This window comes from Brevundimonas sp., assembly GCF_013912005.1.
Classification (GTDB): domain Bacteria; phylum Pseudomonadota; class Alphaproteobacteria; order Caulobacterales; family Caulobacteraceae; genus Brevundimonas.
Genome location: NZ_JACESB010000001.1, coordinates 42,931 through 69,209, shown reverse-complemented (window position 1 = coordinate 69,209; position 26,279 = coordinate 42,931). Strand labels below are relative to the sequence as shown.

General features: G+C 72.4%; 27 protein-coding genes. 10 read left to right on the top strand and 17 right to left on the bottom strand.

Annotated elements, in window-relative coordinates:
* Positions 1 to 28 precede the first annotated feature (28 nt).
* The gene (locus H2038_RS00390; RefSeq protein ID WP_292108474.1) at positions 29 to 781 is read left to right on the top strand and encodes an SDR family NAD(P)-dependent oxidoreductase; all 753 of its coding nucleotides are present in this window, start codon (positions 29 to 31) and stop codon (positions 779 to 781) included.
* On the opposite strand, the gene H2038_RS00385 is transcribed toward H2038_RS00390, so the two are convergent.
* From H2038_RS00385 to H2038_RS00350, 8 genes are all read right to left on the bottom strand, one after another.
* Positions 732 to 1,301 (bottom strand): lysozyme inhibitor LprI family protein, encoded by a 570-nt coding sequence (locus H2038_RS00385; protein WP_292108473.1) that lies wholly within the window; start codon positions 1,299 to 1,301, stop codon positions 732 to 734. The two genes, H2038_RS00390 and H2038_RS00385, sit on opposite strands and share 50 nt — an antisense overlap.
* 53 nt (positions 1,302 to 1,354) lie before the next feature.
* A complete protein-coding gene (gene der / locus H2038_RS00380) occupies positions 1,355 to 2,986 on the bottom strand; it encodes a ribosome biogenesis GTPase Der (RefSeq protein ID WP_292108472.1) in 1,632 nt (543 codons plus the stop codon).
* Between the two features lie 32 nt (positions 2,987 to 3,018).
* The gene (locus H2038_RS00375; protein WP_292108471.1) at positions 3,019 to 4,434 is read right to left on the bottom strand and encodes a PQQ-binding-like beta-propeller repeat protein; all 1,416 of its coding nucleotides are present in this window, start codon (positions 4,432 to 4,434) and stop codon (positions 3,019 to 3,021) included.
* Positions 4,435 to 4,457: 23 nt separating this feature from the next.
* On the bottom strand, positions 4,458 to 5,231 hold the full coding sequence (locus tag H2038_RS00370) for a tetratricopeptide repeat protein (protein WP_292108470.1): 774 nt from the start codon (positions 5,229 to 5,231) through the stop codon (positions 4,458 to 4,460).
* 92 nt (positions 5,232 to 5,323) lie between these two features.
* Positions 5,324 to 6,160 carry a 3-methyl-2-oxobutanoate hydroxymethyltransferase gene (gene panB, locus H2038_RS00365; RefSeq protein WP_292108469.1) on the bottom strand — a complete coding sequence of 279 codons (837 nt, stop codon included), beginning with the start codon at positions 6,158 to 6,160 and terminating at the stop codon, positions 5,324 to 5,326.
* 56 nt (positions 6,161 to 6,216) lie between these two features.
* On the bottom strand, positions 6,217 to 6,630 hold the full coding sequence (locus H2038_RS00360; protein ID WP_292108468.1) for a hypothetical protein: 414 nt from the start codon (positions 6,628 to 6,630) through the stop codon (positions 6,217 to 6,219).
* Complete coding sequence (locus tag H2038_RS00355; protein ID WP_292108467.1) at positions 6,620 to 7,180, bottom strand: sigma-70 family RNA polymerase sigma factor; 561 nt, start codon at positions 7,178 to 7,180, stop codon at positions 6,620 to 6,622. Before H2038_RS00355 ends, H2038_RS00360 begins: the two co-directional genes overlap by 11 nt.
* A gap of 25 nt (positions 7,181 to 7,205) precedes the next feature.
* Positions 7,206 to 7,610, bottom strand: a complete 405-nt coding sequence (locus H2038_RS00350; protein ID WP_292108466.1) for a DUF6249 domain-containing protein — start codon at positions 7,608 to 7,610, stop codon at positions 7,206 to 7,208.
* A 155-nt stretch (positions 7,611 to 7,765) separates the two neighbouring features.
* Here H2038_RS00350 and H2038_RS00345 point away from each other — a divergent pair, with 155 nt between their 5' ends.
* The 5 genes from H2038_RS00345 (at position 7,766) to bglX (ending at position 12,653) form a co-directional block, all read left to right on the top strand.
* On the top strand, positions 7,766 to 8,575 hold the full coding sequence (locus tag H2038_RS00345; protein ID WP_292108465.1) for an endonuclease/exonuclease/phosphatase family protein: 810 nt from the start codon (positions 7,766 to 7,768) through the stop codon (positions 8,573 to 8,575).
* 68 nt (positions 8,576 to 8,643) lie between these two features.
* The gene (locus H2038_RS00340; RefSeq protein WP_292108464.1) at positions 8,644 to 8,883 is read left to right on the top strand and encodes a hypothetical protein; all 240 of its coding nucleotides are present in this window, start codon (positions 8,644 to 8,646) and stop codon (positions 8,881 to 8,883) included.
* 66 nt (positions 8,884 to 8,949) lie between these two features.
* The gene (locus H2038_RS00335; RefSeq protein ID WP_292108463.1) at positions 8,950 to 9,924 is read left to right on the top strand and encodes a lyase; all 975 of its coding nucleotides are present in this window, start codon (positions 8,950 to 8,952) and stop codon (positions 9,922 to 9,924) included.
* A gap of 4 nt (positions 9,925 to 9,928) precedes the next feature.
* Positions 9,929 to 10,285, top strand: a complete 357-nt coding sequence (locus H2038_RS00330; RefSeq protein WP_292108462.1) for a c-type cytochrome — start codon at positions 9,929 to 9,931, stop codon at positions 10,283 to 10,285.
* Between the two features lie 88 nt (positions 10,286 to 10,373).
* Positions 10,374 to 12,653: a beta-glucosidase BglX gene (gene bglX, locus H2038_RS00325; protein WP_292108461.1), complete on the top strand. Its 2,280-nt coding sequence runs from the start codon at positions 10,374 to 10,376 to the stop codon at positions 12,651 to 12,653.
* Here the strand turns inward: bglX and H2038_RS00320 are convergent, their stop codons facing one another.
* Positions 12,654 to 13,001 (bottom strand): arsenate reductase, encoded by a 348-nt coding sequence (locus H2038_RS00320; RefSeq protein ID WP_292108460.1) that lies wholly within the window; start codon positions 12,999 to 13,001, stop codon positions 12,654 to 12,656.
* 539 nt (positions 13,002 to 13,540) lie between these two features.
* On the bottom strand, positions 13,541 to 14,686 hold the full coding sequence (locus tag H2038_RS00315) for a patatin-like phospholipase family protein (RefSeq protein WP_292108459.1): 1,146 nt from the start codon (positions 14,684 to 14,686) through the stop codon (positions 13,541 to 13,543).
* A 160-nt stretch (positions 14,687 to 14,846) separates the two neighbouring features.
* Here H2038_RS00315 and H2038_RS00310 point away from each other — a divergent pair, with 160 nt between their 5' ends.
* Positions 14,847 to 15,710, top strand: a complete 864-nt coding sequence (locus H2038_RS00310) for a universal stress protein (RefSeq protein ID WP_292108458.1) — start codon at positions 14,847 to 14,849, stop codon at positions 15,708 to 15,710.
* Positions 15,711 to 15,721: 11 nt separating this feature from the next.
* Here the strand turns inward: H2038_RS00310 and H2038_RS00305 are convergent, their stop codons facing one another.
* From H2038_RS00305 to H2038_RS00290, 4 genes are read right to left on the bottom strand one after another with little or no spacing between them, the layout of a single operon-like run.
* On the bottom strand, positions 15,722 to 16,105 hold the full coding sequence (locus H2038_RS00305) for a DUF302 domain-containing protein (protein WP_292108457.1): 384 nt from the start codon (positions 16,103 to 16,105) through the stop codon (positions 15,722 to 15,724).
* Positions 16,102 to 16,449: a metalloregulator ArsR/SmtB family transcription factor gene (locus H2038_RS00300; RefSeq protein ID WP_292108456.1), complete on the bottom strand. Its 348-nt coding sequence runs from the start codon at positions 16,447 to 16,449 to the stop codon at positions 16,102 to 16,104. Before H2038_RS00300 ends, H2038_RS00305 begins: the two co-directional genes overlap by 4 nt.
* Positions 16,446 to 19,670: an efflux RND transporter permease subunit gene (locus H2038_RS00295; protein WP_292108455.1), complete on the bottom strand. Its 3,225-nt coding sequence runs from the start codon at positions 19,668 to 19,670 to the stop codon at positions 16,446 to 16,448. The genes H2038_RS00300 and H2038_RS00295 overlap by 4 nt, the downstream gene beginning before the upstream one ends.
* Positions 19,667 to 20,692 carry an efflux RND transporter periplasmic adaptor subunit gene (locus H2038_RS00290; RefSeq protein WP_292108454.1) on the bottom strand — a complete coding sequence of 342 codons (1,026 nt, stop codon included), beginning with the start codon at positions 20,690 to 20,692 and terminating at the stop codon, positions 19,667 to 19,669. Before H2038_RS00290 ends, H2038_RS00295 begins: the two co-directional genes overlap by 4 nt.
* Before the next feature lie 167 nt (positions 20,693 to 20,859).
* On the opposite strand from H2038_RS00290, the gene H2038_RS00285 reads away from it, so the two are divergent.
* From H2038_RS00285 to H2038_RS00275, 3 genes are all read left to right on the top strand, one after another.
* Positions 20,860 to 22,173 carry an FAD-dependent oxidoreductase gene (locus H2038_RS00285; RefSeq protein WP_292108453.1) on the top strand — a complete coding sequence of 438 codons (1,314 nt, stop codon included), beginning with the start codon at positions 20,860 to 20,862 and terminating at the stop codon, positions 22,171 to 22,173.
* A complete protein-coding gene (locus tag H2038_RS00280; RefSeq protein ID WP_292108452.1) occupies positions 22,170 to 22,373 on the top strand; it encodes a DUF2892 domain-containing protein in 204 nt (67 codons plus the stop codon). Before H2038_RS00285 ends, H2038_RS00280 begins: the two co-directional genes overlap by 4 nt.
* Positions 22,374 to 22,483: 110 nt before the next feature.
* A complete protein-coding gene (locus tag H2038_RS00275) occupies positions 22,484 to 23,125 on the top strand; it encodes a helix-turn-helix domain-containing protein (protein ID WP_292108451.1) in 642 nt (213 codons plus the stop codon).
* Positions 23,126 to 23,146: 21 nt separating this feature from the next.
* On the opposite strand, the gene H2038_RS00270 is transcribed toward H2038_RS00275, so the two are convergent.
* Genes H2038_RS00270 through H2038_RS00260 form a run of 3 tightly spaced genes read right to left on the bottom strand, consistent with a single transcriptional unit; the run spans position 23,147 to position 26,251 of the window.
* Positions 23,147 to 24,727: an MBL fold metallo-hydrolase gene (locus H2038_RS00270; RefSeq protein WP_292108450.1), complete on the bottom strand. Its 1,581-nt coding sequence runs from the start codon at positions 24,725 to 24,727 to the stop codon at positions 23,147 to 23,149.
* Positions 24,724 to 25,362: a LysE family translocator gene (locus tag H2038_RS00265; protein WP_292108449.1), complete on the bottom strand. Its 639-nt coding sequence runs from the start codon at positions 25,360 to 25,362 to the stop codon at positions 24,724 to 24,726. The genes H2038_RS00270 and H2038_RS00265 overlap by 4 nt, the downstream gene beginning before the upstream one ends.
* 28 nt (positions 25,363 to 25,390) lie before the next feature.
* Positions 25,391 to 26,251: a universal stress protein gene (locus H2038_RS00260; RefSeq protein WP_292108448.1), complete on the bottom strand. Its 861-nt coding sequence runs from the start codon at positions 26,249 to 26,251 to the stop codon at positions 25,391 to 25,393.
* Between the last annotated feature and the right edge of the window lie 28 nt (positions 26,252 to 26,279).

The window sequence follows — 26,279 nt, the reverse complement described above, 5'->3', positions numbered from 1 at the left end:
CCGTCCCGGGTCGCGCTATCAGCGCGCCATGACCGACCTCCCCCTCAAGGACCGCATCGCCCTCGTCGTCGGGGCCACCCGCGGCATCGGCTACGAAAGCGCGCTGGCGCTGGCGAAGGCCGGCGCGCACGTGATCGCCACCGGCCGCACCGAGGGGGCCCTGGAGGAGCTCGACGACGCCGTCTTCGCGGCCACCGGCAAGCACGCCACCCTCATCCCCTTCGACCTGGTGGACGGCGGGGCCATAGACCGGCTGGGCGGCGCCATCTACGAGCGCTTCGGCCGCCTCGACATCTGGGTCCAGGCGGCGGCGACGCTGGGCGCCGAGGGCCTGTCGCCCGTCGCCCACGCCGACCCGCGCCAGTTCGCCAAGGTCGAGCGCACCAACTTCACCGCCGTCTACCGCCTGATCCGCTCGCTGGAGCCGCTGCTGCGCGCCTCGGACGCCGGTCGGGTGATCCACCTGACCACCAGCGTGGCGACGACGCCGCGGGCCTTCTGGGGCGCCTACGCCGCCACCAAGGCCGGGGCCGAGACCCTGATGCGCTGCTGGGCCGACGAGCTGGAGAGCCTGAAGATCCGCGTCGCCGTGCTGGATCCCGGCCGGATGCGCACCCAGATGCGCGCCCAGGCCTTCCCGGGCGAAGACCCGGAGCAGAACCCGCATCCGTCGGAGATCGGTCCGCTGATCGTCGACCTGGCCCGGCCGGACCGCGAGCCGCCGCTGAAGGTCAGCTTCCGCGAGTGGAAGGACGGGCCGGGGGCGGCGGCTCTCGTCTGAGTTCGTCCGCCACGGTCTCGACCGGCTCGGGCAGGACCGGCAGCGAGCCGTCGGCATGGGTCAGGTGATGGCGCCAGATGACGTGGGTGCGTTCCCGGGTCATTTCGGTCATGCAGTCCAGATGCATGACCGTCCGTATCGTGCCGTCCTTCCACGCATCGTGGACGCCATCGCAGACGATTTCGGCATAGGCCCGCCACACCGCCTGGGATGAGGCGAGGTATCCCCTTTGGGCGCTGGGTCCGCCGTAGGCGCGGGTAAGCTCGTCCGCCTCCCGCGCCCGCTCCTCGGCCCGCCGAAGGTAGATTTCCATGCGCGCCTCCTCGCGGCGGAGGTCCTCAGCGAAGCAGGCGTTGATCTCAGGCGTGTTCCCGTCCCGGCGACAGGCGGGCTCGCGATCTGCAGCGGGCGTAGTCGCGGCGGCGCGGGCGGCATCTTCCGCGGCCCGGCGGGCCGCCTCCGCCGCGGGGTCGGACGGTCCCTCCTGCATCAGGGCGGCGAGTAGAAGGTGAAGGATCATGGCGAGACTCCGAACGCGAGGAGCCTACGCTGCCCTACGGCCCCGTCCATAGACTATCGCCGCGAGCCGCCCTTCTGCCCCGTCCGGACGCGGCCCGACCGCGACACCTGACGGGCCCCGCCGCGGGCGCCCTTCTGGACCGCGACGCTGCTGCCGGCCTTTTTCGAGGCCGAGGCCTTGAGGCCGCCGAGCGGCTTCACCTTGGGCTTGAAGCCGGCGCGGGTCTTCTGCTCCAGCGCCTTGCCCGGCAGCTTTGAGACCGCCTCGGCCTTCTCGGCCTTCTGCACCCGCCTCGGCGCCGTCTTCGCCGCCCCCTTGAAGCGCTCCGGGCCCGACTTGGCGCCGCCCTCTGCGTAGGGATTGGCCGAGCCGGACTTGACCGTCAGGCGGATCGGCGTGCCCGGCAGGTCGAAGCTCTCGCGGATCGAGTTGACCAGGTAGCGCTTGTAGTGGTCGGGCATGGCCGAGGCGCGGCTGGAGAACAGCACGAACGTCGGCGGCCGGGCCTTGGTCTGGGCGATGTACTTCGGCTTGATGCGCTTGCCGTCGACGGCGGGCGGCGGGTGTCGCTGGGTCGCCAGGGCCAGCCAGTCGTTGAGGTCGCGCGTCTTCACCTTCACCGACCAGGTGTCGTACGCCTGCAGCACGGCCGGCATCAGCCGCTCGACGCCGCGGCCGGAATGGGCCGACAGGGCCACGAAGGGCGAGCCCTTCAGCTGGGGCAGCTTGTCGTCGGCGAGGCGCTTGAGCTCGGCCAGGCGGGCCTGCGGCTCCTCCTCGAGGTCCCACTTGGAGGCGACATAGACCAGCGCCCGGCCCTCGCGCTCGACCAGGTCGGCGAGCTGCAGGTCCTGGATGTCGAAGGCGTTGTCCTTGTCCATGACCAGCACCACCACCTCGGCGAAGGTGATGGCGCGGATGGTGTCGGCGACCGACAGCTTCTCCAGCTTCTCCTGCACCCGCGCCTTGCGGCGCATGCCGGCGGTGTCGACGAAGCGCACGGCGCGGCCCTCGTACGCCCAGTCGACCGAGATGGAGTCGCGCGTGATGCCCGCCTCGGGCCCGGTCAGCAGGCGGTCCTCGCCCAGCAGCCGGTTGATCAGGGTGGACTTGCCGGCGTTGGGGCGGCCGATGACGGCGATGCGGATCGGCTTGTCGGCCTCTTCCTCGTCGCTCTCCGCCAGCTCGATGTCGGCGCTGGCCTGCACGATGGCCGCGTACAGGTCGGCCATGCCCTCGCCGTGCTCGGCGGACAGGGCGACCGGCTCGCCGAAGCCGAGGCCGTGCGCCTCGCCCACGCCGCCGCCGCTCTCGCGGCTCTCGGACTTGTTGGCCAGCAGGATGACCGGCTTGTCGACCTTGCGCAGGCGGTCGGCGAAGATGCGGTCCAGCGAGGTGACGCCCTCACGGGCGTCCATCATGAACAGGATCAGCTCCGCGTCGTCGATGGCCGCCTCGGTCTGCTCGCGCATCCGGGCCTCGAGGCTCTCGTCGGTGACGTCCTCGTAGCCGGCCGTGTCGATCAGCGTCAGGTCCATGTCGCCGATATTGCCGTCGGCATAGCGACGGTCGCGGGTCACGCCCGGGCGATCGTCGACGAGCGCCAGGCGCTTGCCGACGAGGCGGTTGAACAGGGTCGACTTGCCCACATTGGGGCGGCCGACGATGGCGACCTTCAGAGCCATGTCGGCCTTCTAACGCGTTTGGCGGGATTCCGTCAGCGAATGCTGACCAGGGTCCCGCGATCGGTGAGCACGTACAGCGCACCATTGTAGGCGGCCGGGGCGATGAAGGCGGGGCCGCCCAGAGACACCGAGGCGGTCTGGGCGCCGGTCTTCGGATCGAAGGCGACCAGCTCGCCTTCCGAGTTGACCAGCAGCAGGCGGTTGGACGCGAGCAGCGGACCCGACCATTCCGGCCGCACGGTGCGGTCGAAGAAGCCGAGGAAGCCGCCCTCCTGCCGGACGCGGCCCTCGTTGAGGTCGCGGGTCCAGTAGACCTGGCCGGTCTCGCGGTTGACCACGGTCAGCTCGCCGCTCTTGGAGACGACGTAGACCACATCCCCGACCGGCAGCGGCGCGTTGACGCCGGCGACGGGAAGCTGCCACTTCGGCTGGCCGGTCCGCACGTCGATCGCCGCCATCTGGCCGGAGTGGCTGACGGCGTAGACGACGCCGCGGCTGACCACCGGACGGCCGGCGATGTCGCGGATCTCGGACAGGGCGCTGGTCCGGCTGGTGCGTGACAGCACCTGGTTCCACAGCGACTGGCCGGTGGAGGCGCGCAGCGCGATCAGCTCGCCCGAGGAGAAGGGCGCGATCACCGTGTCGCCGGTCACCGCCGGGCTCGACGCCCGCATGATCCGGGCCGGCTCGGGAATGCCGCGGTACGACCAGTCCTGCTGACCGGTGTTCACGTCGAAGGCGACGATCTGGTTCTCGACGTCGACCACGAAGACGCGCGATCCCGACACCGTCGGGGCGCCATGGATCGGCACGTCGACCGGGGTGGTCCAGAGCACCGCGCCGGTGGCCTGGTCCAGGGCGGTCACGACGCGATAGCCCGACGACACGAAGACCTTGCCGCCGGCCACGGCGACGCCGCCGCCGAAGCCGCCCCCGCCGGAGCCGCCGCCGAAGCTGAACAGGCCGCTGCGCGCCTCGGGCTCGTCGGGCTTGATGTCGGTGCGCCAGGCCACCGCGCCGCTGGCGGCGTCGACGGCCGACACGGTCGACTCCCCGTCAAGCACGAAGACCCGGCCGTTGTCGGCGACGATCGGCGCCATGACCTGCTGGGTCCGGGACGAGCCCTTGCCGATGTCCCTGCGCCAGGCGACCGAGAGGTCGCCGCCGGCGATCACGTGCTCCACGGCGTTGTCCGCCGCCCCGCCAGGCTGGGTCCAGGCCGTCGCGGCCTGCGGTCCCGGCAGGAAGAAGTCGCGCCCCGCCAGGGCCGCGGAGGGCGCCAGCTGCTGCTCGAATTCCAGCACCGAGATGCGCTGCCCTTCGGTGGCGGTGGCCTGCGGCTGGTCCGCGCCGCCGAGGCCGAACGGCAGGGCCCGTCGCACCGTGCCGCACGAGGCGACGGTGACGGCGAGGCCGCACAGCAGGGCGACTTTGAGCACACGGTTCATGGCGGGCGTCCTGGAGGAGGAGATCACGGGCGGGCCGGAGCGGGCGAAGGCGTCGCCGCCTGCGGGGCCGCGCCGGGCGGGGTCGAGGCCGCCGGAGACGGGGCCGCCGGCGCGGCGGCCTGGGCGCGGACGATGGCGGCGAGATTGGCCGCCCCGCCGGCGTCGATGGCCGAGATGGCGAGGTCGGCGCGCTGGCTGACCACCTGGGGCGTGTCCAGGCCGTTCTTCAGGACCACCAGGGCCTCGCGCGCCTGGGCCGTCTGCCCGTGCTGCAGCCGGGCCATGGCCAGCGCCTCGGCGGCGAAGGCGCTGTAGGGGCGATCGCTGTCGGTCAGCGGGGCGAGGCGGGCCTCGATGTCCGGGAGCGGGGCCGTATCCATCGCGATCCAGGCGGCCTTCAGGGCGGCCGCATCGGCGATCAGCGGATCGCGGACGGCCTTGGCGGCGGCGTCGAGGTGGGCGATGGCGTCGTCGGTCCGGTTGGCGTCCAGCGCAATTCCGGCCCGCTGCATCAGGGCCATGGCCTGGTAGGCGCCGTTGCCCTCGTCGGCCGCCTGCCGGAACGCGGCGTCGGCCCCGGTCGGGTTGTTCGCCTCCAGCGACTCGAGCCCGCGCTCATAGGCGATCGACGCCTTGTCGGCCTTCGAGGTCTGCCAGCTCTGCCAGCCCCACCAGGCGAGGGCGGCGACGAGGGCGACCAGAAGCACGCCGCCGACGACCGGCAGCCAGGTGCGGGCCAGCCGCTTGTAGCGGTCGGAGCGGAGCTCCTCCTCGACCTGCTCGAAGACATCAACCACGGAAAGGTCACCCCCGGAAAACGGACCTCAGCCCGCTGAAATTCAATCGGGCCGGACCCTAGAGGGTCGGCTTGCGCGCCGCAACGCGCCGCTTAGGGCGTGGCCGGCTTTTTCGAGAAGTAGGTCTCGACTTCGGCAGGAAAACGGCGCTCGCGGACGTCCGTCGCATAGGCGGCGACGGCGCGGTCGATCTCCGTCCTCAGGTCGGCGTAGCGGCGGACGAACTTCGGGGTCCAGTCGAACAGGCCAAGCATGTCGGAAACGACCAGGATCTGGCCGTCGCAGGCGGCCGAGGCCCCGATGCCGATGGTCGGCTTGTCGATCGCGGCTGTGATCTCGGCGGCGAGCGATTCGGCGACGCCCTCGATGACCACCGCGAAGGCCCCGGCGTCGGCGGTCGCCTCGGCCTCGGCCATGACCCGCAGCCGCTCGTCCTCGGTCCGCCCCTTGGCCTTGAAGGCGCCGTCGGTCAGCACGGCCTGCGGCCGCAGGCCCACGTGCCCCATGACCGGAATGCCCCGCTGGACCAGGTAGGCGATGGTCTCGGCCACAGTGGGCCCGCTCTCCAGCTTCACCCCCTGCGCCCCCGTCTCCTTCATCACCCGGGCGCAGTTCTCGTAGGCCTGCTCCTTGCCGCCCTCGTAGGAGCCGAACGGCATGTCGATGACGACCATCGCGCGGCGGGAGCCGCGCATCACCGCCTGGCCGTGGAGAATCATCATCTCCAGGGTGACCCCCACGGTGTTGGGCAGGCCATGCACCACCATGCCGACGCTGTCGCCGACCAGCAGCACGTCGCAATGCGGGTCGAGGATCTCCGCCGTCGGCGCGTCATAGGCCGTGAGGCAGACCAGCGGCTGGCCGCCCTTGCGGGCCCGGATATCGGGCGCGGCGAGACGGCGCACCGTCTCCTGCTTCTGGCTGGACATCCCGGAGCTCCTTCTGCGGAACTCCCTAGATAGGTCGTCGGCCGGCGGCCGTCACCTCAGACCTCCTGGGACAGCCGCACCACGCCGGCGGCCGCCACGGCGATCAGCGCGCCCGCAACGATCCAGAACAGCTGCATGCCGTTCATGGAGCCCAGCTCCAGACCGCCGAGGCCGAACTGGTCGAGGCCGGACTGGATCGCGTCCTGGGCGGTGAAGGACACGGAGCGGACCCCCCGCCCCAGCGCTTCGCCGGCCACCACCCCGTCATTGGACCGGAGGTTGACCGTCAGGGTCTCGCGCACCGCCACCACGCCGCCGATGACCCCGGCCGCCGTGAGGGCGAGGCCGCGCACGGCCGATCCCTTCTGCAGCCGCCGCTCCACCTGGGCGGTGAACAGGGCGGCGTCGGGCAGGACGGGGGCCCGGCCGAACAGGCGTTCGATCTCGGGGTCGAAGTCGTCAGCCGACATGCTGCGTCCTCCCCAGGGGCCGGGCCGGCTCCGGCTGGAGCCGCGCGCGGAGTTTATCCAGACCACGTTTGACATGAGATTTCACCGTGCCGAGTGGCAAATTGAGGGCCGTGGCGATCTCCGGATGGGCCATGCCGGCGCCGTGGCACAGGGAAACGCACAGCCGTTCCGCCTCGCTGAGGCTTTTCAGCGCCTCGTCGAGATCGACGCGCCCGCCGGGGTCGGGGACGGGCGCGATCTCCTCGCTGTCCACCTCCGCCACATAGCGCGCCTCCTTCGCCACCCGCTTGATGTAGAGCCGGGCCGCGATGCGCTTCACCCAGGCGGCGAAGGTGCCCTCGCCGCGGAACTCGCCGCACCGCTCGAACGCCTGGATGAAGGCGTCCTGGGCGATGTCGTCGGCGAGCGCGGGCTGGGCGCCCATCCGGCGCAGCAGGCCCCGCACCGCCGAGCCATGGCGGCGGACCAGTTCGCCGAACTCCCGCCGCCCGCCCGCCGCCGCGAGGGCGGCGAGCTCGACGTCGTGCCGGTCGACCAGAGGCTGGGTCATGACGTTCCCCCTGTCCCGTCCGGCCTCAGTCCTTGTTCTTGTTGAAGAAGCTCAGAACGATGAAGGCCAGGCCGATGGTGACCGGGATTGCGGCGACGCCCAGCAGCCCGTCGCCGAAGTTGTCGCCCCAGTCGTTGCCGCCGGCGCTCAGGTCGTTGATCAGACCGAAGGCGGCGATGCCGATGCCCACCGCCAGCCAGATGATCCCGCGGCGCAGGTCGCGGCTGCGCGACGGCAGGTTGCGCGAGACGTCCTGGGTCAGGGCGTCGATGACCTCGGGCGGCAGCGACTGACCCTTGTCCATCGCGTAGCGCAGGGTGGCCTGCATCTCGCGCTTCTCGCGGCTCTTCAGCCAGGTCGGTCCGACGATGATGGCGGTGATGCTTCCGAAGACCGCGAAGATCCCGAAGATCGGAATGAAATCTTCCATTGGGTTTATCCCCTCTTCCTCATTCGGCAGGAGCGTGACGCCCCGGCCTTCTGACGACAAGAGGCGGCGGAGCGGCCCGGCGGATGCGCGGGCCGGAGTGAAACTTTCGTAAGGCGGGCGAACCCGGCTACAAGCGCCCGAACCGGAGACCTTCGATGCCCCACCGTCGCGCCGTGCTCGCCGGACTGGCCGCCGCCCCCCTCGCCGCCTGCGCCGCCATCCCGACGGCGGTCGGCGCGCGCGAGCTGAGCCTCGTCACCTTCAACATCTGGCACAATCAGGGCGACTGGACCGCCCGCCTGCCGCGACTGGTCGAGGCGCTGCGGGCGGCGGACGCGGACGTCATCGGCCTGCAGGAGGTGCTGGAAGACGCCGCCGTCGGCCTGCCCAACCAGGCCGACACGCTCGCGGCCGCCCTGGGCGGCTACCAGGTGTATTTCGTCTCCACCGACCCGGAGGGCGCCCCGCGCCGCTACGGCAACGCCATTCTCAGCCGGCTGCCGGTGCTGGCGCATGAGTCGAAGCGGCTCGAGCCTCTCGACGACTACCGGACGGCGATCCGGGCGCGGGTGGATCTCCACGGTCGCGCGGTGGATGTGGTCAACACCCACCTCGCCTGGCAGCCGGACCAGGCGGCCACCCGGGCGCGGCAGGTCGCCGACCTGATGGCCTGGCTGCCGGACGACGCCGCCGCCCTCGTCATCCTCGGCGACTTCAACGCCGAACAGTCGGACCCCGGACTCGCCGCCCTGACCGGCGACCGCTTCTTCAGCGCCGTGCCGCCGGGCGCCGCCGCGACCACGCTCAACCCGGCGAAAGGCCACGCCCCGCGGGTGATCGACCACATCTTCGCCGAGTCCGGCCGCTTCACGCCGGTCTCGGCCGCGATCATCGGCGACACGCCGGGCGACGGAGAGGATGCGTCCGACCATTTCGGCGTCGCCGCCACCCTCAAGCTCGTCTGAAGCGGAGCAACCGGGGCGGCCCCGGGACGTTCGCCGACCATAGCCAGACCGCAGAACCGGAGTTCCTCATGGCGCAGATCACCTACCGCATCGCCGAGCACGACGGCGGCTGGGCCTACCGCCTTGGAGACACCTGGTCCGAGACCTACCCCGACCACGACTCCGCCCGCGCGGCGGCGGTGGCGGCGGCGCGCGAGCAGCGGGTGCCGGACGAGGACGCCTACATCGAATACGCCGACGCCTCCGGCGAATGGGTGACCGAGCGCGCCGACGGGCACGACCGGCCGGAGCCCGCCGTCGAGGGCTGAACGGCGAAGGTTGCATCCGGCGGCGGAAGTCGGCCGTATGGCCGGATATCCGATCAGGAGGTCCCGATGCGCCCGTTCCGGAGTCCCCTCGCCGCCTCTCTTCTCGGCCTCGCGCTGGCCCTGCCCGCCGCCGCCCTGGCGCAGGAGGTCCGCTACTACGACCTGCCGCCCGGCGGCCGGGCCCACGACGTGGCCGTCACCGCCGACGGCGAGGAGGTGTGGTGGACGGTCCAGCGCGGCGGCGCCCACGGCGTCCTCGACCCCGACACGGGCGAGACCACCCTCGTCCCGCTCGGCGAGGGTTCCGCGCCGCACGGCGTGATCGTCGGGCCGGACGGCGCCGCCTGGATCACCGACGGCGGCCAGAACGCCATCGTCCGCGTGGATCGCGCGACCCGCGAGGTGAAGGTCTGGCCGCTGCCGGAAGACATCGGGCCGATCAATCTGAACACCGCGACCTTCGACCGGCGCGGCCGCATCTGGTTCACGGGCCAGACGGGCTTCTACGGCCGGCTGGACCCGGCGGCGGACGACATGCAGGTCTGGTCCGCCCCGCGCGGCCGCGGCCCCTACGGCATCACCACCACCCCGTCCGGCGAGGTCTGGTACGCCTCGCTGGCGGGCAGCCACATCGCCAGGATCGACCTCGACACAGGCGAGGCGACCATCGTCGAGCCGCCGACGCCGGACCAGGGGGCGCGGCGCATCTGGTCGGACAGCCACGGCCGGCTGTGGGTGAGCGAGTGGAACAGCGGGAACGTCAGCGTCCACGATCCCCGAGACGGCAGCTGGCGCACCTGGAAGCTGCCCGGCGAGGCGCCGAAGACCTACTCGGTCTATGTCGACGAGCGCGACAAGGTCTGGCTGACCGACTTCGCCGCCAACGCCATCGTCCTGTTCGACCCGGTGACGGAGACCTTCCGCAGCTTCCCGAGCGACCGCGAGGGCGCGAACGTGCGCCAGATGCTGGGGCGGCCGGGCGAGGTCTGGGGGGCCGAGTCAGGGACCGACCGGCTGGTGGTGATCCGCTACGGCGGGTGAGGCGATGATCCTGCTGATGATGCTGGCCGCCCTGGCCGCGCCGCCGCAGACGCGCGATCCCGGCGAGCGCGCCTTCCAGCGCTGCGGCGGCTGCCATTCGCTGCGCCCGGATGATTCGTCCTCCACGGCTCCCGGCCTGCACGGCGTCTTCGGTCGGCGGGCCGCGTCGGCGGAGGACTTCGCCTATTCTCCGGCCATGCGCGAGGCGGGGCGGCGCGGACTGACCTGGGACGCCGACACCCTCGAGCGTTTCCTCGCCGATCCGGAGGCCGTCGTGCCCGGCACGGCCATGCCCTTCCAGGGCGGCCCGGCGGCCGAGCGGGCGGCGGTGATCGACTACCTGCGGCGGCGCGGCCGCTGAGCCGAGCAACGCCTTGTGAACGGCCGGGGGTAGGCTTGGCCGGTCGCGGCGGCTAGTGCTGGCCGACCTCGTCATGGAACCGGTTACAATGCGCCATACGCCCTTCGCCCCGACCCGTCGCCTGCTGCTGGCCGGAGGCGCGTTGACGGCCGGGCTGATGATGGCCCCCCGCATCGCGGCGGCGCAGGCGCAGGCGAACCTCGCCCGGGTCAACGACCTGATCGCCCGCATGACGATCGAGGAGAAGGCCGGGCAGCTGAACCTGCAGAACGACCCGTTCCGCTGGCGGCCGGAAGGCGTGAACCCCGGCGACGCCCTCGACACCAACCAGGAACAGGCCGCCGCCGACATCCGCGCCGGGCGCATCGGGGCCCTGTTCAACGGCGTGGGCGCGAAGTCCACCCGCTTCGTCCAGGACCTCGCCGTGCGCGAGAGCCGGCTGGGCATTCCGCTGCTGTTCGCCTCGGACGTGGTCCACGGCCTGCGGACCACCTTCCCGGTGCCGCTGGGCGAGGCGGCGAGCTGGGACCTCGACCTCGCCGAGCGCACGGCGCGGGCGGCCGCGGTCGAGGCCGGCGCGGCGGGCGTGCACCAGACCTACGCCCCGATGGTCGACGTCGGCCGCGACCAGCGCTGGGGCCGCGTGGTCGAGGGCGCCGGCGAGGACGTGCTGCTGAACAACCTGTTCGCCGCCGCCCGGACGAAGGGCTTCCAGGGCGACGACCTGAAGCACTGGTCCTGCCTCGTCGCCACGGCCAAGCATTTCGCCGCCTACGGCGCCGCCGAGGCGGGCCTCGACTACAACACCACCGACATGAGCGAGCGCGAGCTGCGCTCGGTCTACCTGCCGCCGTTCAAGGCGGCGATCGACGCCGGCGCCCTTTCGATCATGAGCGCCTTCAACGACCTCAACGGCGTCCCGACCAGCGGCAACCGCTGGCTGCTGACCGACATCCTGCGCGACGAGTGGGGCTTCGCCGGCTTCGTGGTCTCCGACTACACCTCGGAACAGGAGCTGATCGCCCACGGCTACGCCGCCGACGGCCGCGACGCCGCCCGCATCGCCCTGATGGCCGGCGTCGACATGTCGATGAAGAGCGGCCTCTACATGGAGCACATTCCGGGGCTGGTGCAGTCCGGCGAGGTGCCGATGGCGCGGGTCGACGAGGCCGTGCGCCGGGTGCTGATGACAAAGGCGGCGCTGGGGCTGTTCGAGAACCCCTACCGCGGCTCCGACGTCCGCCTCGAGGCGCGGGTCACCGGCAGCCGCGAACACCTCGCCCTCGCCCGCGAGGCGGGGCGCAAGTCGATCGTCATGGTCAAGAACGACGGCGGTCTGCTGCCGCTGCCGAAGACCGGCAAGCGCTATGCCCTGATCGGCCCGTTCGGCGACGACCGCGTCGACCTGTTCGGTCCGTGGTCGATCTTCAAGGATCCCGAGCTGGCGGTGTCGCTGGAACAGGGCCTCCGCGCCGCCCTCGGCGAGGGCTCCGGCCTGACCGTGGTCAAGGGCTCCAACGTGGAGGCGCCGCTTGAGGGCGGGATCGAGGCGGCGGTCATCGCAGCGTCCCAGGCCGACGTGGTGCTGCTGGCGGTCGGCGAAAGCCAGAACATGTCCGCCGAGGCCCAGTCGCGCGTCGACATCGGCATCCCCCGGCCGCAGCTGGACCTCGCCGAGGCCGTGGCCGCCACCGGCAAGCCGGTCGTGGTCCTGCTCCGCAACGGCCGGGCCATGGAGCTGTCGGGCGCGGTGAAGGACGCCCCCGCCATCCTCGTCACCTGGTTCCTCGGCTCGGAGACCGGCCACTCGGTCGCGGACGTGCTGTTCGGCGACCACGCGCCGACCGGCCGCCTGCCGGTCAGCTTCCCCCATTTCTCGGGCCAGTCGCCGTTCTACTACGCCCACAAGACCACCGGCCGCCCGGCCAGCTCGCGCGACGAGGGCTTCAAGGCCCAGTTCCGCGAGACCGGAAACACCGCCCTCTATCCGTTCGGCCACGGCCTGACCTATGCGCCGGTCGCCTACTCGCCGGTGCGGCTCTCGACGCCGACCATGGCCTGGAACGGGGAACTGACCGCCAGCGTCACCCTGACCAACGCCGGGGACCGGCCGGCGGAGGAGCTGGTCCAGCTCTACATCCGCGACCGGACCGCCTCGATCACCCAGCCGGTGCGCCTGCTCAGGGCCTTCCGCCGCGTGACGGTCCCGGCCGGCGGCTCGGTGGAAGTCGCCCTGCCGCTGCGGTTCGACGACCTGCTGTTCCTCGGCCCGGACCTGCAGCCGACGGTGGAGCCGGGCGAGTTCGACGTCTGGCTGGCCCCGAACGCCCAGGCCGGCGAGCCGGCGCGCTTCACCCTGACCCGCTGATCAGCCGAACAGGCCCTCGTAGACCTCCGGGCGGAAGCCGACCACGCTCCGCCCGTCGAGGTCGAGGATCGGCCGCTTGATCATCGACGGCTGGGCCAGCATCAGCGCCACGGCCTTGCCGGCGTCGAGGTCCGCCTTCGCCTCCGGCGGCAGCGCCCGGAAGGTCGTCCCGGCCCGGTTCAGCACCGTCTCCCAGCCGTGCGTCGCCACCCAGCCCTCCAGCCGCGCCCGGTCGATCCCCTGCTTCTTGTAGTCATGGAAGGCGCAGGCGACGCCGCGCTGCTCCAGCCAGACGCGCGCCTTCTTCACCGTGTCGCAGTTGGGAATGCCGTAGAGGGTGCAGGGCATGGGAATCGAACGTCCGTTTTGCATCGGGGACTGAGTAGCGGCTTTCGACCCGTTGCGGACGCACAGGTTCTCCGCGACAACTCGGGCCAAGGGAGGCTTCTATGACTTTGGCTCTTATGATGATGGCCGTGCTTGCCACAGGTGCGAGCCAGGATGCGCCCTCGCCACGTCTCTGGAATGGCGATGAGGTCACCTTCCTCCGTCGCCCACAGCCTGAGTTCCCGACACAGGCCACCTCCAGCCGGGGCGAGGCGTCAGTGATTTGCGTCGTCAGGGCAAACGGAACGTTCCGAAGCTGCCAGATCGAGACGGAAACGCCTTCGGGCGATGGCTTTGGGCGCGCTGCCATCGTCGCCATGCAGCGGGGCGCGCGGATCGAGATGAAGCCCGACGGGCCTGCGGAAGGCGAGCGCGTCCGGGGAGTCCTCCGATTCTGGAACGGGCGCTAGACGCTCTTCTGAGGCAAGCTTCCGCCGCTGGCGACCGCTCCCCACCCTCCGCGGAACTCCGCGAAATCCGCTCATCGCCCCGGAGCCCGATCACCCCGCCCTCAGCCACCCCGGCAGCAGGCTCGCCAGCGGTCCGGGCTCCGGCCGGTCGAAGGACCACGGGTCCGGCTCGGCGGCGCGGGCGATGCCGGCCTCGAACATGCGGCGCATGTTGGCGGTGTCGAAGCTGACCAGATCGCGCGGGTTGCCCCCTTCGGGGATGGAGGCGACGCCGAGCGGCAGGGCGGCCCCGGCGCAGAAGGCGGCGGTGGTGCTGATCGCCTGCCGGTAGGAGAAGCGCAGCATGGTCTCGAAGCTGCGCATCAGCACCGCCGGCAGGTTGGCGGGCGTGGCCTTCGCCTCGGCGTGCAGCGGCGTGTTGACGATCAGGTGCACCCGGCCGCCGCGCAGCCGCTCGCGGATGCGCGGCCAGCGCAGCAGGTCCTCCGGCAGGACGAACAGAGGCGCCGCCATGCCGCCGTCGGCGTGCATCTCCACATAGGCCGCGCCGTCCGCCTCGCAGTCGATCAGCCGCGGCGGGAACATGCCCGGCAGGCTAGCCGAGGCGGCGAGGACGCTGCGGAACAGGGCCAGCGCTCCCTCGGGATCGCCGCCGCGCGCGCCCAGGGCGATCCGCCCCATGTCCCAGATGCAGCCCCGCTGCCGGTCCAGATCAGTGGTGGCGACGAACAGCCGCCGCCCCTCGAGGTGGGCGGCGGCGACGGCGTCGAGCAGGTCCGGGTCGACGAAGGGGGCGATCAGCGCGTCCAGCGCCTGGGCCCGGAACAGCCCGGCCTCGATGCCTGGCAGCATCCGCCGCAGATCAAAAAGCGCCCCGGCGTGGCCGCCGGTGTAGGCGTCCGCCAGCCGCTCGTCCCAGGCGGGTCCGAGGAAGGCGAAGGGGGCGATCAGGGCGCCGGTGCTGACCCCCGTGACAAGGTCGAACGTCGGGCGGCGGCCGCCCGCCTCCAGCCCGACCAGCAGCCCGGCTCCGAAGGCGCCGCCCGCCGCGCCGCCGGACACGGCGAGGATGTTCAGCGGCCGGCCCCGCACGCGCGGGGGACACACGGCGTCGGCCAGGGCCTCCAGCGGCGAGGCCCCCGGCCCGGCGTCGAGCCGGACGCCGGCGAAGCCGCGGGGCTCGCCCGGCCGGTCCGGCAGCGCGCGCCGGCGTCCCGTCTCACGTTTCGTCGGCACGCCGCCTCCTTTCCTCCGGCGGCCGCGGCCGCCGGAGGGGATGGGCGCCTGCTTGCGCCGTCCCGTCAAGACGCTTCTCCGGGATCGCCGCCGCTTGCGCTCGATCAAGGCGGCGGGGCGCCCGAGGGCGCACGCTGCCGGAACCCTCGCGGAGATCCCCATGAGCGCCCCGGCCCGCCGCCTCCTCGTCTGCCTCGACGGCTCCCCCCGCGCCGGAGACCTTGTCCGCCGCGCCGCCGCCCTCGCCCGCCGGCTGGACGCCGACCTGATCGGTCTCCGCAGCCTGCGCCGCGCCGCGCCCTCGCCGGCGGAGACCTTCGCCCGCGGCGGCGAGGGCATCCGCGACGTGCTCCGGCATCTCGGGGCCGAGGACCGCGAAGCCGCCGCGGCGGCGCAGGCGGCCTTCGAGGCCGCCGCCGGGGCGACCGCCGGCGCCCCGGCGGCGTTCCGGGTCGCCTGGGACGACACGCCGGAGCCCGATCCGCTGATCCGCGACGCGGACCTGCTGGCGGCGGGGCACCCGCCCCTGCCCGATCTGCCCGAGGCCCTGTCCGCCGGCCGGCTTCTGCTGACCGCCGGCCGGCCGCTGGTGGTGCTGCCGGACGAGGGCCCCGAGCCCTTTGCGGGGCCGGTCCTGATCGCCTGGGACGGCGGCGCGGCCGCCGCCGGGGCCGTCGAGCAGGCCCTGCCGCTGCTGTCTCCGAAGTCCCCGCTGACCGTGCTGGTGGTCGACGGGGCGGCGTCCCCCGGATCGACCCGCGGCTTGATGGACCGGCTGCAGGCGGCGGGTTTCCGCCCGGAGCTCCGCACCGGAACCTCGGGCGCCGGCGGTCCGGCCGCCGTCATCCGGACGGTCGCCGGCGAGCTCGGGGCGGGGCTGCTGGTGCTCGGCGGCTACGGCCGCTCGCCCACGATCGAGCGCTGGTTCGGGGGCGTCACCCGATCATTGCTGGGCGATCCGCCCTGCCCGCTCCTCCTGTCGCACGCGCCGGCCCGCCTGCGCGAGACCGCGGCCGACGCCTGAACGTCGGCGCGTCAGGCCTCGTCAACCGCCGCGCGCAGGTGCGCCCCCACCATCTCCGCATGGGCGAGCAGTTCGGGATTGTCGATGGCCCGCATCGAGGCGGCGGGGTCGATGGCGAAGACCTCGGCCCCGCCCTCGACCTGCTGGACGACCACATTGCAGGGCAGCATGGCGCCGACGTGCGGCTCCAGCTTCAGCGCCTCGTGGGCCATGGTCGGATTGCAGGCGCCGAGGATGCGGTAGGGTCGGAAATCCTGCCCGATCTTCGCCTTCAACGTCGCCTGGACGTCGATCTCGGTCAGCACCCCGAAGCCGTGCTTCTGCAGCGCGGCGCGGGTGCGCTCGACCGCGCTGTCGAAATCGCCCTCGAGGGTGCGGGCGTGGAAATAGCTCATGGGGTCGGCTCCTTCTTCGGCTTGTCGCGATAGAGGTCGCAAAGCAGGGCGATCACGCGCGCCGCGCCGGGGTCGGCGATCGCATAGTAGATGGTCTGGGCCTCGCGCCGGGGGGCGATGACCCCCGCCTCCCGCAGCCGCGCCAGATGCTGCGAGCAGGCCGACTGGGACAGGCCGGCGAAGGCGGCGAGTTCGCCCACCGGGGAGTCGCCCTCGCTGAGCCGGCACATCAGCATCAGCCGCTGCTCGTTCGCGAACAGCCGCATCAGCCGCGCGGCCGAGGCGGCGCTGGCCTCCAGCCCGGCCAGGGCGGCGGGCGTCGGGGGAGGAATGGCGTCGGTCACGGCAGGTCTCCGGCGGCGGGCGGGGCCGACGGGCCGGCCTCGCCCTTCAGCGCCACATAGATCGCCGGGATAACCAGCACCGTCAGCAGGGTCGAGGACATGAGACCGAACAGCAGCGAAATCGCCAGACCCTGGAAGATCGGGTCGAACAGGATGACCGCCGCCCCGATCATCGCCGCCAGGGCGGTGAGCAGGATCGGCTTGAACCGGATCGCGCCGGCCTCCAGCAGCACCTCGCGGAGGGGCCGGCCCGGACTCCGGGCGTGACGGATGAAATCCACCAGCAGGATGGAGTTCCGCACGATGATGCCGGCGAGGGCGATGAAGCCGATCATCGAGGTGGCCGTGAACGGCGCCCGGAACAGCATGTGTCCGATGACGATGCCGATCAGGGTCAGCGGGATCGGCGTCAGGATCACCAGCGGGATGCGGAAGTCCCGGAACTGGGCGACGACCAGGACATAGATCCCCAGCAGGGCCACCCCGAAGGCGGCGCCCATGTCGCGGAAGGTGACCCAGGTGATCTCCCATTCGCCGTCCCACAGCACGGTCGGAACGGTCTCGTCCTCCGGCTGGCCGTTGAGGCGGATCTCCGGCTGCGGCAGGTTCTTCCAGTCGTGCGCCTTGATGGCGGCATCGACCGCAAGGATGCCGTAGATGGGCGCCTCGAACTGGCCCGCCAGCTCGGCGGTGACCATCTCGGCGGCGCGGCCGTCGCGCCGGTAGACCGGCCAGCTGGCCAGCTCCTCGCGCGCCTCCACCACCTCGCCCAGCTCCACCAGCCGGCGGCCGCCGTCCAGCGACGTCGTCGCGACCGGCATCACCGCCAGCCGCTCGTTCCACGAGCGCGCGGATTGCGGCAGCCGGACGGCGATCTCCACCGGCGTCCGCTCGTCCCCCCGGAGCGCGTATCCCAGCGTCCGTCCGCCCATCACCGCGGCGATCGAATCGTGCACCTCGCGCTCGGACAGGCCGAAGCGCTCGATCTTCTCGCGATCCGGAACCAGCCGCAGCACCGGACGGCGGACGCCGTAGCTGTTGTCCACGTCGACCACCGAGTCCTGCGCCCGGAACAGGGTCTCCAGCTCGGCCGCGACCGCCCGGCGCGTGGCCGCATCCGGCCCGTAGACCTCGGCCAGCAGCGTGGCCAGGACCGGCGGGCCGGGCGGCGCCTCGACCACCTTGATCGACGCCCCCGCCGGCAGCGGCAGGTCCGCGAGCCGCCGGCGCAGGTCCAGCGCCACGGCGTGGCTGTTGCGGCGGCGCTCGCCCTTGTGCGCCAGCATGACCGCGAGATCGCCCTGCTCGGGTCGGTCACGCAGGAAGTAGTGCCGGACCAGGCCGTTGAAGTTGAACGGCGCCGCCGCGCCGGCGTAGCTCTCGAGGGAGACCACCTCCGGCAGGGTCTGCGCGACCGCCGCGGCGCCGGCCAGGGTGCGCTCGGTCGTCTCGAGGCTGGTTCCTTCCGGCATGTCCAGCACGACCTGCAGCTCGGACTTGTTGTCGAACGGCAGCAGCTTCACCGGCACGGCGCGGATCGCGAACATCGACATCGACAGCAGGGTGGCCACCCCGACCGCGATCAGGAAGGTCCAGGCGCTGCGCCGGGTGCGGATCACCGGACCGGCCACGCGCCGATACAGCCGGCCCAGCGCGCCTTCCCCGTGCTCCCCGTGCCCTCCCGCCAGCGCCCGGCGCGCCAGGCGGATCATCAGCCACGGCGCGATGACCACGGCGACGAAGAAGGAGAAGACCATGGCGGCCGAGGCGTTGACCGGGATCGGGGCCATGTACGGCCCCATCAGGCCCGAGACGAACAGCATCGGCAGCAGGGCGGCGACCACGGTCAGCGTCGCCACGATGGTCGGATTGCCGACCTCGGCCACGGCCTCGACCGTCGCTTCGGCGCGGCTGCGCCCGTCGTTCATCGCCCAGTGGCGGGCGATGTTCTCGATCATGACGATGGCGTCGTCGACCAGGATGCCGATCGAGAAGATCAGGGCGAACAGGCTGACCCGGTTGATCGTGTAGCCCATCAGGTTGGAGGCGAAGAGGGTCAGCAGGATGGTCGTCGGGATGACGAGCGCCGTCACCGCCGCCTCGCGCCAGCCGATGGCGAAGCCGATCAGGACGACGATCGAGATCGTCGCCAGCCCGAGGTGCATCAGCAGCTCGTTGGCCTTCTCGTTGGCGGTCTCGCCGTAGTCGCGGGTGACCACCACCTCCAGCCCGTCGGGGATCAGCGTGCCCTTCAGCGCCTCCACCCGCTCCAGCACGGCGTGGGACACCACCACGGCGTTGGCGCCCTGCCGCTTGGCGACGGCCAGGCTGACCGCCGGCGTGCGGCTCCAGCCGTCGCCGACCCGGGCGTAGTGGGCGGCGCGGGCCTGGTCCTCGCGCGGGGCCAGCGTCACCGTGGCGACGTCGCGCAGGTAGACCGGCTCGCCGGTGACCGACGTCACCGTCAGCAGGGCGGCGTCCTGCGGGGTGGCGAGGCGTTCGCCGGAGCGCACGGCCACCGCCTGGCCGGCGTCCCGGAACGTCCCGGCCGGGAAACTCCGGTTGGCCTGCCCCACCGCCTCCAGCACCGAGGACAGGGGAACGCCGCGCGCCGCCATCCGGGCCGGATCCGGCTCCACGCGAATCTCGGAAGGCCGGCCGCCGACGAGGAAGGTCAGGCCGACGTCCTCGACCTTGCCGATTTCCGTGCGCAGCCGGGCGGCGATGTCGTAGAGGGCCTGGTCGCTCCAGCGGCCGGCGGCGTCGGCGCGCGGCGTCAGGGTCAGCACCACGGCGGGAACGTCGTTGATGCCGCGCGTGACGATCTGGGGCTCGGACACGCCCACGGGGATGTCGTCGTAGTTGGCGCGGACCTTCTCGTGCACCCGGACGGCGGCGTCGTCGGGATCGGAGCCGACCTCGAAGCGGGCGGTGACCATGACCCGGTCGTCCTCGACCTGGGTGTAGACGTGTTCGACCCCGTCGATGCTCCGGACGATCGCCTCCAGCGGCTTGGCGGCCAGTTCGGTGGCGTCGGAGGCGTTCAGCCCGGGGGCCGCGACCATGACGTCCACCATCGGGACGCTGATCTGCGGCTCCTCCTCGCGGGGAATCGACATCAGCGCCATCAGACCGACGGCGACGGCCGCCAGCAGCATGAGCGGCGTCAGGGGCGAATGAAGGGTGGCGCGGGTCAGCCGGCCCGAAAGCCCGAGGTTCATCGGACACGCTCCGGCGCCAGCACCACATCTCCGGCCTTGAGGCCCGAGATCACCTCGACCCGGTCGCCGTCGACGGGCTCGCCGAGCTGGACCGGCGCCTCGCTCACCCGGCCGGCCCGGTCGACCGTGCGGACGAAATCGATTCCGTAGCGGGTCGCCACGAAGCGGCGCGGCGCGGTCAGCGCCGTGCGGCGGCCGACCGGAACCAGCACGGCGACGCGCTGCCCGATGCGATCGCTCGTCAGACCTTCCACCGCGACGTCGGCGACCGTGCGTCCGGCGACGGCGGCGGGATAGACTTGGGCGACGACGCCGCTCTCCGGCAGGCCGTCACCCGCCACCGCGACCGTCTGGCCCGTCCGCAGCTCGCGTCCCTGCGCCTCGGGAATCTCCACCCGCAGCACCAGCGGCCCGGCCGTGATCGTGGCGACCGACTGGCCCGCGGCGACGACCGAACCCTGGGGCACGTCGGCGGTCAGCACCCGCCCGGAGGCGGGGGCGAGGATGCGCCCCTGCGCCCCCGTCTCCGCGCTGGCGGACTGCTGGGCGCGGGCGGCGCGGACCTGGGCGTCGGCCGCCTGGGAAACGGCGCGCGCCCGGTCCAGCGCGGCCTGGGCGTAGAAGCCGCGGTCGAACAGGGCCTGCACGCGGGACAGGTCGGCCCGGGCCCTCGCCGCCTCCGCCTCGGCCGCCGCGACCTGGGCGCCGAACGCCGCTGTCTCGAGACCGACCCGGTTGTCGACGACGACGCCGAGGACATCCCCCCGGCTCACCACATCGCCTTCGCGTACGTCCAGCCGGACCAGGGTGCCCGGGATCCGGGCGCGGGCCTCCGCGAGATCACGCGAGGTGATCACCGCCGAGACCGGCTTCAGCGCGGTCACGGTCGTCTCGGCGAGGACCAGGCGCTCCCCGGCCACGGAGGACTTCGGGACGACCGACGGCTCGCCGCTGCAGCCCGCGAGACCCGCCGCCAGAACGAGCGCGGCGACGGCGCCGCGCAGATGGGATGAGGTGGTCATCAAGCAATCCATATCTTAGCTTGCGCTAATATTAGATTTCTCTAATCTGCCTGCAAGGGCCCGGCAAGGGTCGGCCGCGACCGCCGGAACGACCTTGATCCACGTCAAGGCGCTCCGCCGGGAGCGGACACAGGATCAGCGATGAAAGCTGGACAGGGAGACGCTGAATGGAACGGCCCACGATCGTTATCCTCGGAGCAGGCCTCGGCGGGGCGATCGCCGCTTTCGACCTGCGGCACGTGCTGGGCGACCGCGCGCGGATCGTGGTGGTGTCGAAGGGCGACACCTTCCATTTCACGCCGTCGAATCCCTGGGTCGCCGTCCACTGGCGCGAGCGCGAGGCGATCGAGGTCCGGCTGCCGGACGTGATGCGCCGCAAGGGCGTGGAGTTCATCGACGTCGGCGCGAGCCGCGTCCGGCCCCACGAGAAGGGCATCGACCTGCTTGACGGCCGGGCCCTCCACTACGACTACCTGGTGATCGCCACGGGGCCGGAGCTGGCCTTCGACGAGATCCCCGGCCTCGGGCCGCAGGGCCACACCGTCTCGGTCTGCCATGTCGACCATGCGGTGGAGGCGGCGGCCTCGTTCGACGCCTTCGTCCGCAATCCGGGCCCCATCGTGGTCGGCGCCGTCCAAGGCGCCTCGTGCTTCGGCCCCGCCTACGAATTCGCGATGATCCTCGACACCGAGCTGCGGCGGCGCAAGCTGCGCGACAAGGTGCCGATGACCTTCGTCACCTCCGAGCCCTACATCGGCCACCTCGGCCTGGACGGCGTCGGCGACACCAAGGGCCTGCTGGAGAGCGAAATGCGCCAGCGCCACATCAAGTGGATCACCAACGCCCGGGTGACGTCCGTCGACCCCGGCCTGATGCACGTCGAGGAGGTCGGCGAGGACGGCGGGGTGAAGGCGACCCACGACCTGCCCTTCGCCTGGTCGATGATGCTGCCGGCCTTCCGCGGGGTCGAGGCGCTCCGGGGCGTCGAGGGCCTGACCAATCCGCGCGGCTTCGTCATCGTCGACAAGCACCAGCGCAACCCGACCTGGCCGGACATCTTCGCCCTCGGCGTCTGCATCGCCATCCCGCCGACGGGGCCGACCCCGGTGCCCGTGGGGGTGCCGAAGACCGGCTTCATGATCGAGAGCATGGTCTCGGCCATCTCGGCCAACCTGAAGCAGATCCTCGACGGCCGCGAACCCACCTTCGAGGCCAGCTGGAACGCCATCTGCCTGGCCGACTTCGGCGACGGCGGCGTCGCCTTCATGGCCCAGCCGCAGATTCCGCCCCGGAACATCAACTGGTCCGCCAGCGGCCGCTGGGTGCACACGGCCAAGGCCGCCTTCGAGGGCTACTTCCTGCACAAGGTCCGCAAGGGCCAGGCCGAGCCGCTCTACGAGAAGCTCGCCCTCGATCTCATCGGCGCCCACAAGCTGCGCCGCACCACCACGTCCACCCAAGACCAGGAGCCTGCCCAATGACGCTCGACCGCGCCGTGATGATGTTCGCCGGATTCATGATCCTGACCAGTCTGGCGCTGGCGCACTGGGTCCACCCCGGCTGGACCTGGCTGACCGTCTTTGTGGGGGCCAACCTCGTGCAGGCCTCGATCACGGGCTTTTGTCCGGCGGCCATGATCTTCCGTCGCCTCGGGCTGAAGTCAGGCGTCGCCTTCTCCTGACGCCGGGCGCGCTACGTATTCGCCCTTAGGGAGCCGCCCTTAGGGAAGGCTCCCGGGATGTGCGGGTCCGCCCCTGCGACTAGGTTCGGTCGCGAGAGATGGAGGCCAGCATGTCCCTCGAGCTTTCGACCCAACCGACCGCCCGGGGACCGGGAGTCCCTGACGACTGGGCCGGCGCCGCCCGGCTGCACTTCGCCCCCGGCGCGGAGATCTACGCCCAGGACGAGGACGCCGACCTGGTCTACCGGCTGGTCAGCGGCGTCGTGCGGACCACCCATCTGCTCGCCGACGGGCGCCGCCAGATCGGCGACTTCTACTATCCGGGCGACGTCCTCGGGGTGGAGATCGCGGCCGTGCACCGGTTCTCCGCGGAAGCCCTGTCGGCGTGCGAGGTGCTCGCCCTGCGCCGCTCCGGCTCCGCCGCCTACGGCGACCATCATCTCGACCGGATGATCTGGCAGGCCACGGCCTCCGAGCTGCGGCGGACCCAGTCGCATATGCTGCTGCTGGGCCGCGCCACCGCCTACGAGAAGGTCGCCCAGTTCCTGTTCGACATCGCCGACCGCTTCCGCGGCGATGTGGTGTTCCTGCCCATGAGCCGGCAGGACATGGCCGACTATCTCGGCCTCACCATCGAGACCATCTCGCGCATGCTGGGCCGCCTGCAGGCCGAGGGCGTGGTCGAGTTCCTCGGCGCCCGCCGCTTCCGGATCCGCCGGTCCCCGCGTCTCGAGACCCTCGCCGCGGCCTGACGCGGTACGGTCACCCGAACGTCAGCGCTCCGCCTCCACCGTCAGCGCCAGTCGCCGCAGCAGGTCGGCGCGGCGGGCGTCGTCGGGCATCCCCTGAAGGACCTCGTTGAGCGCCACCAGCAGGGCGGCGCGATCGTTGTGCCAGTCGGGGCGGGTCGGCTGGCCGGGCGAGAGTCGGGCGCCGCCGCCTCGCAGGACCTCGAACGAATCCGGCCCGAGGACGTAGGTGCGGTCGAGCTCCGCGGGCACGGCGCGCCAGCCGCCCGCGCCCAGCCGGCCGGCGAGGGCGGCGACCGCCTCCGGCTCCCCGTGGTTGAGGAGGACGGCGCCGGACACCGTCCCCCGCTCGCCCAGCCATTCCACCAGCTCGGTCGCGTCGGCGTGGCCGGAGTAGCAGTCGAGGCTGCGGATGCGCGCCGCCACCCGCACCTCCTCGCCCTGGATGCGCACCGCGCTTCGCCCCTCCAGCAGGAATCGCCCCAGCGTGCCCGCCGCCTGGTAGCCGGTCATCAGCACGGTCGTCTCCCGCCGCCAGAGCAGCCGCTTCAGGTGCTTGCGGATCCGGCCGGCGTCGCACATGCCGCTGCCGGCGAGGATCACGTGCCACCCGGAAAGCCGGTGCAAACCGTCGCTGTCCTGCGGGTGGGTCAGATGGTGCAGCCGCTTCGCGCGCCGCAACGGCTCGAAGGGATTCTCGCCGCTCTCCGGATTCCAGCCGCGCCGGAGAAACACCTCCGTCGCCTCGATGGCCAGCGGCGAGTCGAGGAAGATCTCGGTGGCGAGATCAGGCTCCGCCTCCATCACCGCCAGCAGGTCCAGCACCAGCTCCTGCGCCCGCCCGACGGCGAAGGTCGGGATCAGCAGAGGCCCGCCCGCGGCGCGGGCCTCGCGCAGCTCCGCCGCCAGCGCCCGGCGGCGGGCGTCCAGCTCGAGCTCGATGCGCTCGCGGTCGCCGTAGGTGCTCTCGAGGATGACATGGTCCACGCCCACGGGGCCGTCCGGCCGCGGCAGGAAGGGCTGCCGCCGGGACCCGACGTCGCCGGAGAACAGCAGGCTCACGCCGCCGTCGCCCTCCCCGGCCCGGACCTCGATCGACGACGCCCCCAGCATGTGCCCGGCCGGCCACCACATGGCCGCGACGCCGTCGCAGATCGCCGTCCGTTCCCCGGGCTTCACCCGTTGGAAGCGGCGCAGCGTCGGCTCGACGTCGGCCGTCGTGTAGATGGGCTCGACCGGCGGCAGGCCGCGCTGGGCGTTCCGCCGGTTGAGCCGCCGCACCTCGCTCTCCTGGATGCCCGCCGCATCGGCCAGCATGACCTCGCAGAGATCCCGCGTCGCCGCGGTGGCGTGGATGGCGCCGGAGAAGCCGGCGCGCACCAGCTTGGGCAGCAGGCCCGAGTGGTCGATGTGGGCGTGGGTCAGCAGGACGGCGTCGATCGAGCCGGGGTCGAAGGGGAAGGCGTCGTAGTTCAGCGCCTTGAGGGTCTTCGGCCCCTGGAACATGCCGCAGTCCACCAGCACGCGACGGCCGCCCGTCTCCAGCAGCAGGCACGACCCCGTCACGCATTCGGCGGCGCCGTGGAAGGTCAGGCGGACGGTCATGGCGCGGTCTCTCCGGTCAGCGGAAGCAGGGCCAGCCAGGCCGCGCTCGCCAGCAGCCCCGCCGCCAGCGCGAGGCGCAGGGCGGTCGACCAGGCGGCGGGCAGCCGGGCCGCGGCCTCCGCGGCGCCGAGCACGGCCGCGCTGTGGATGACCACGCTGATGCCGATGTGCAGCAGCCCCAGGGTCAGGATCTGGGCGCTGACGGGTCCCGCCGCATCGCGGATGAACCCCGGCAGCAGGGCGATGTAGAAGATCGCCGCCTTCGGGTTCAGCAGGTTGGCGGCGAGTCCTCGCAGGACGGGTGAAGCCCGGAGCGGGAGGTCGGCGGGCCGGCGCGGGGGCCGGAGCGAGTCCCATGTCAGCCAGAGCATGTAGACGACCCCCGCCCAGCGCAGCGCTTCCAGCCCCGCCGGCGAGAACAGCGGCGTCTGCGTCAGGCCCAGCAGGGTCACCAGCAGCCAGACGGCCAGGCCCAGGGTGATCCCGGCCACGGCGGCGAAGCCCGCCCGGCGCCCCCGCGCGGCGCCCAGCAGGCCGAGCCAGGCCAGGTTCGGCCCCGGCGTGAGCTCGACCAGCACCATGGCGAGCGCGAAGGCCGGCAGGACCGCCGGGTCGACGGAGAGGCCGAACGTCATCGCGCCATCGCGATCGTCGCCGCCACCTTCAGTGCGCCAGCAGCAGGCTGGGTCCGTCGCCGGCGCGCAGGAAGGCGCGGGTCGCGCCGCCGAAGACCGTCTCGCGGAGCCGCGAGTGGCCCCAGGCTCCCGCCACCAGCAGGCCGGCCTCGCGTCCCCGGGCGGCGCCGACGAGCGCGGCCCCCTCGTCCGCACCCTCGACGAGAACGGCCACGCCCGTCCCGACCCCGTGCAGCTTCAGATACCGGTTCAGGCCGTCGATGTCGGGATCGCCCGCCTGCCGGTCCAGCCCGGTCACGCACTGCAGCACAAGGATCGCGCTGGCCTGCGCCAGCAGCGGCAGGGCCGCCCGCACGGCGCGCCCGGCCTGCGGACTGCCGTCCCAGGCGATCGCCGCCGGGCCGCCGAGGCGGTCGGGGTCGCCGCGGGCGACGAGCAGCGGCGCCCGGTCGACGATCAGGGCCTGTCCGGCGAGCTGCTGGCCCGGGCCGGTGGCAAGGGCCCCCTGCCCCAGCACCACGAGGTCGGCCAGCGCTGTCTCGCGGGACAGGGCGTGGGCGGGCTGCAGGCCGCGCGTCAGCACGCTCATCCGCGGCGCCCCCTCGCCAGGCCCGAAGGCGAGGTCCGCCGCCTCCGCCGCCTGCCGGGCCGCCGCCACGATGCGCCCGTGGACCTCCTTCTCCGCCGCCGCCAGCTGCTCCACCGCCTCGCGGGACAGGGTCGCGCCCAGGGTCATGCCGAGGGCGATCATGTCGGCCGCCGAGTCGGCGTAGACCGGCAGCACCTCCGCGACCGAGTCGTGCTGGCGCGCCAGCCAGGCCGCGAACGACAGCCCCGCGGCGTCGCCGCCGCCGCCCGAGGCCAGGGCGAGAAGTCGTTTCAGGCTCATGACGGATACTCCCTTTCAACGAGAATGC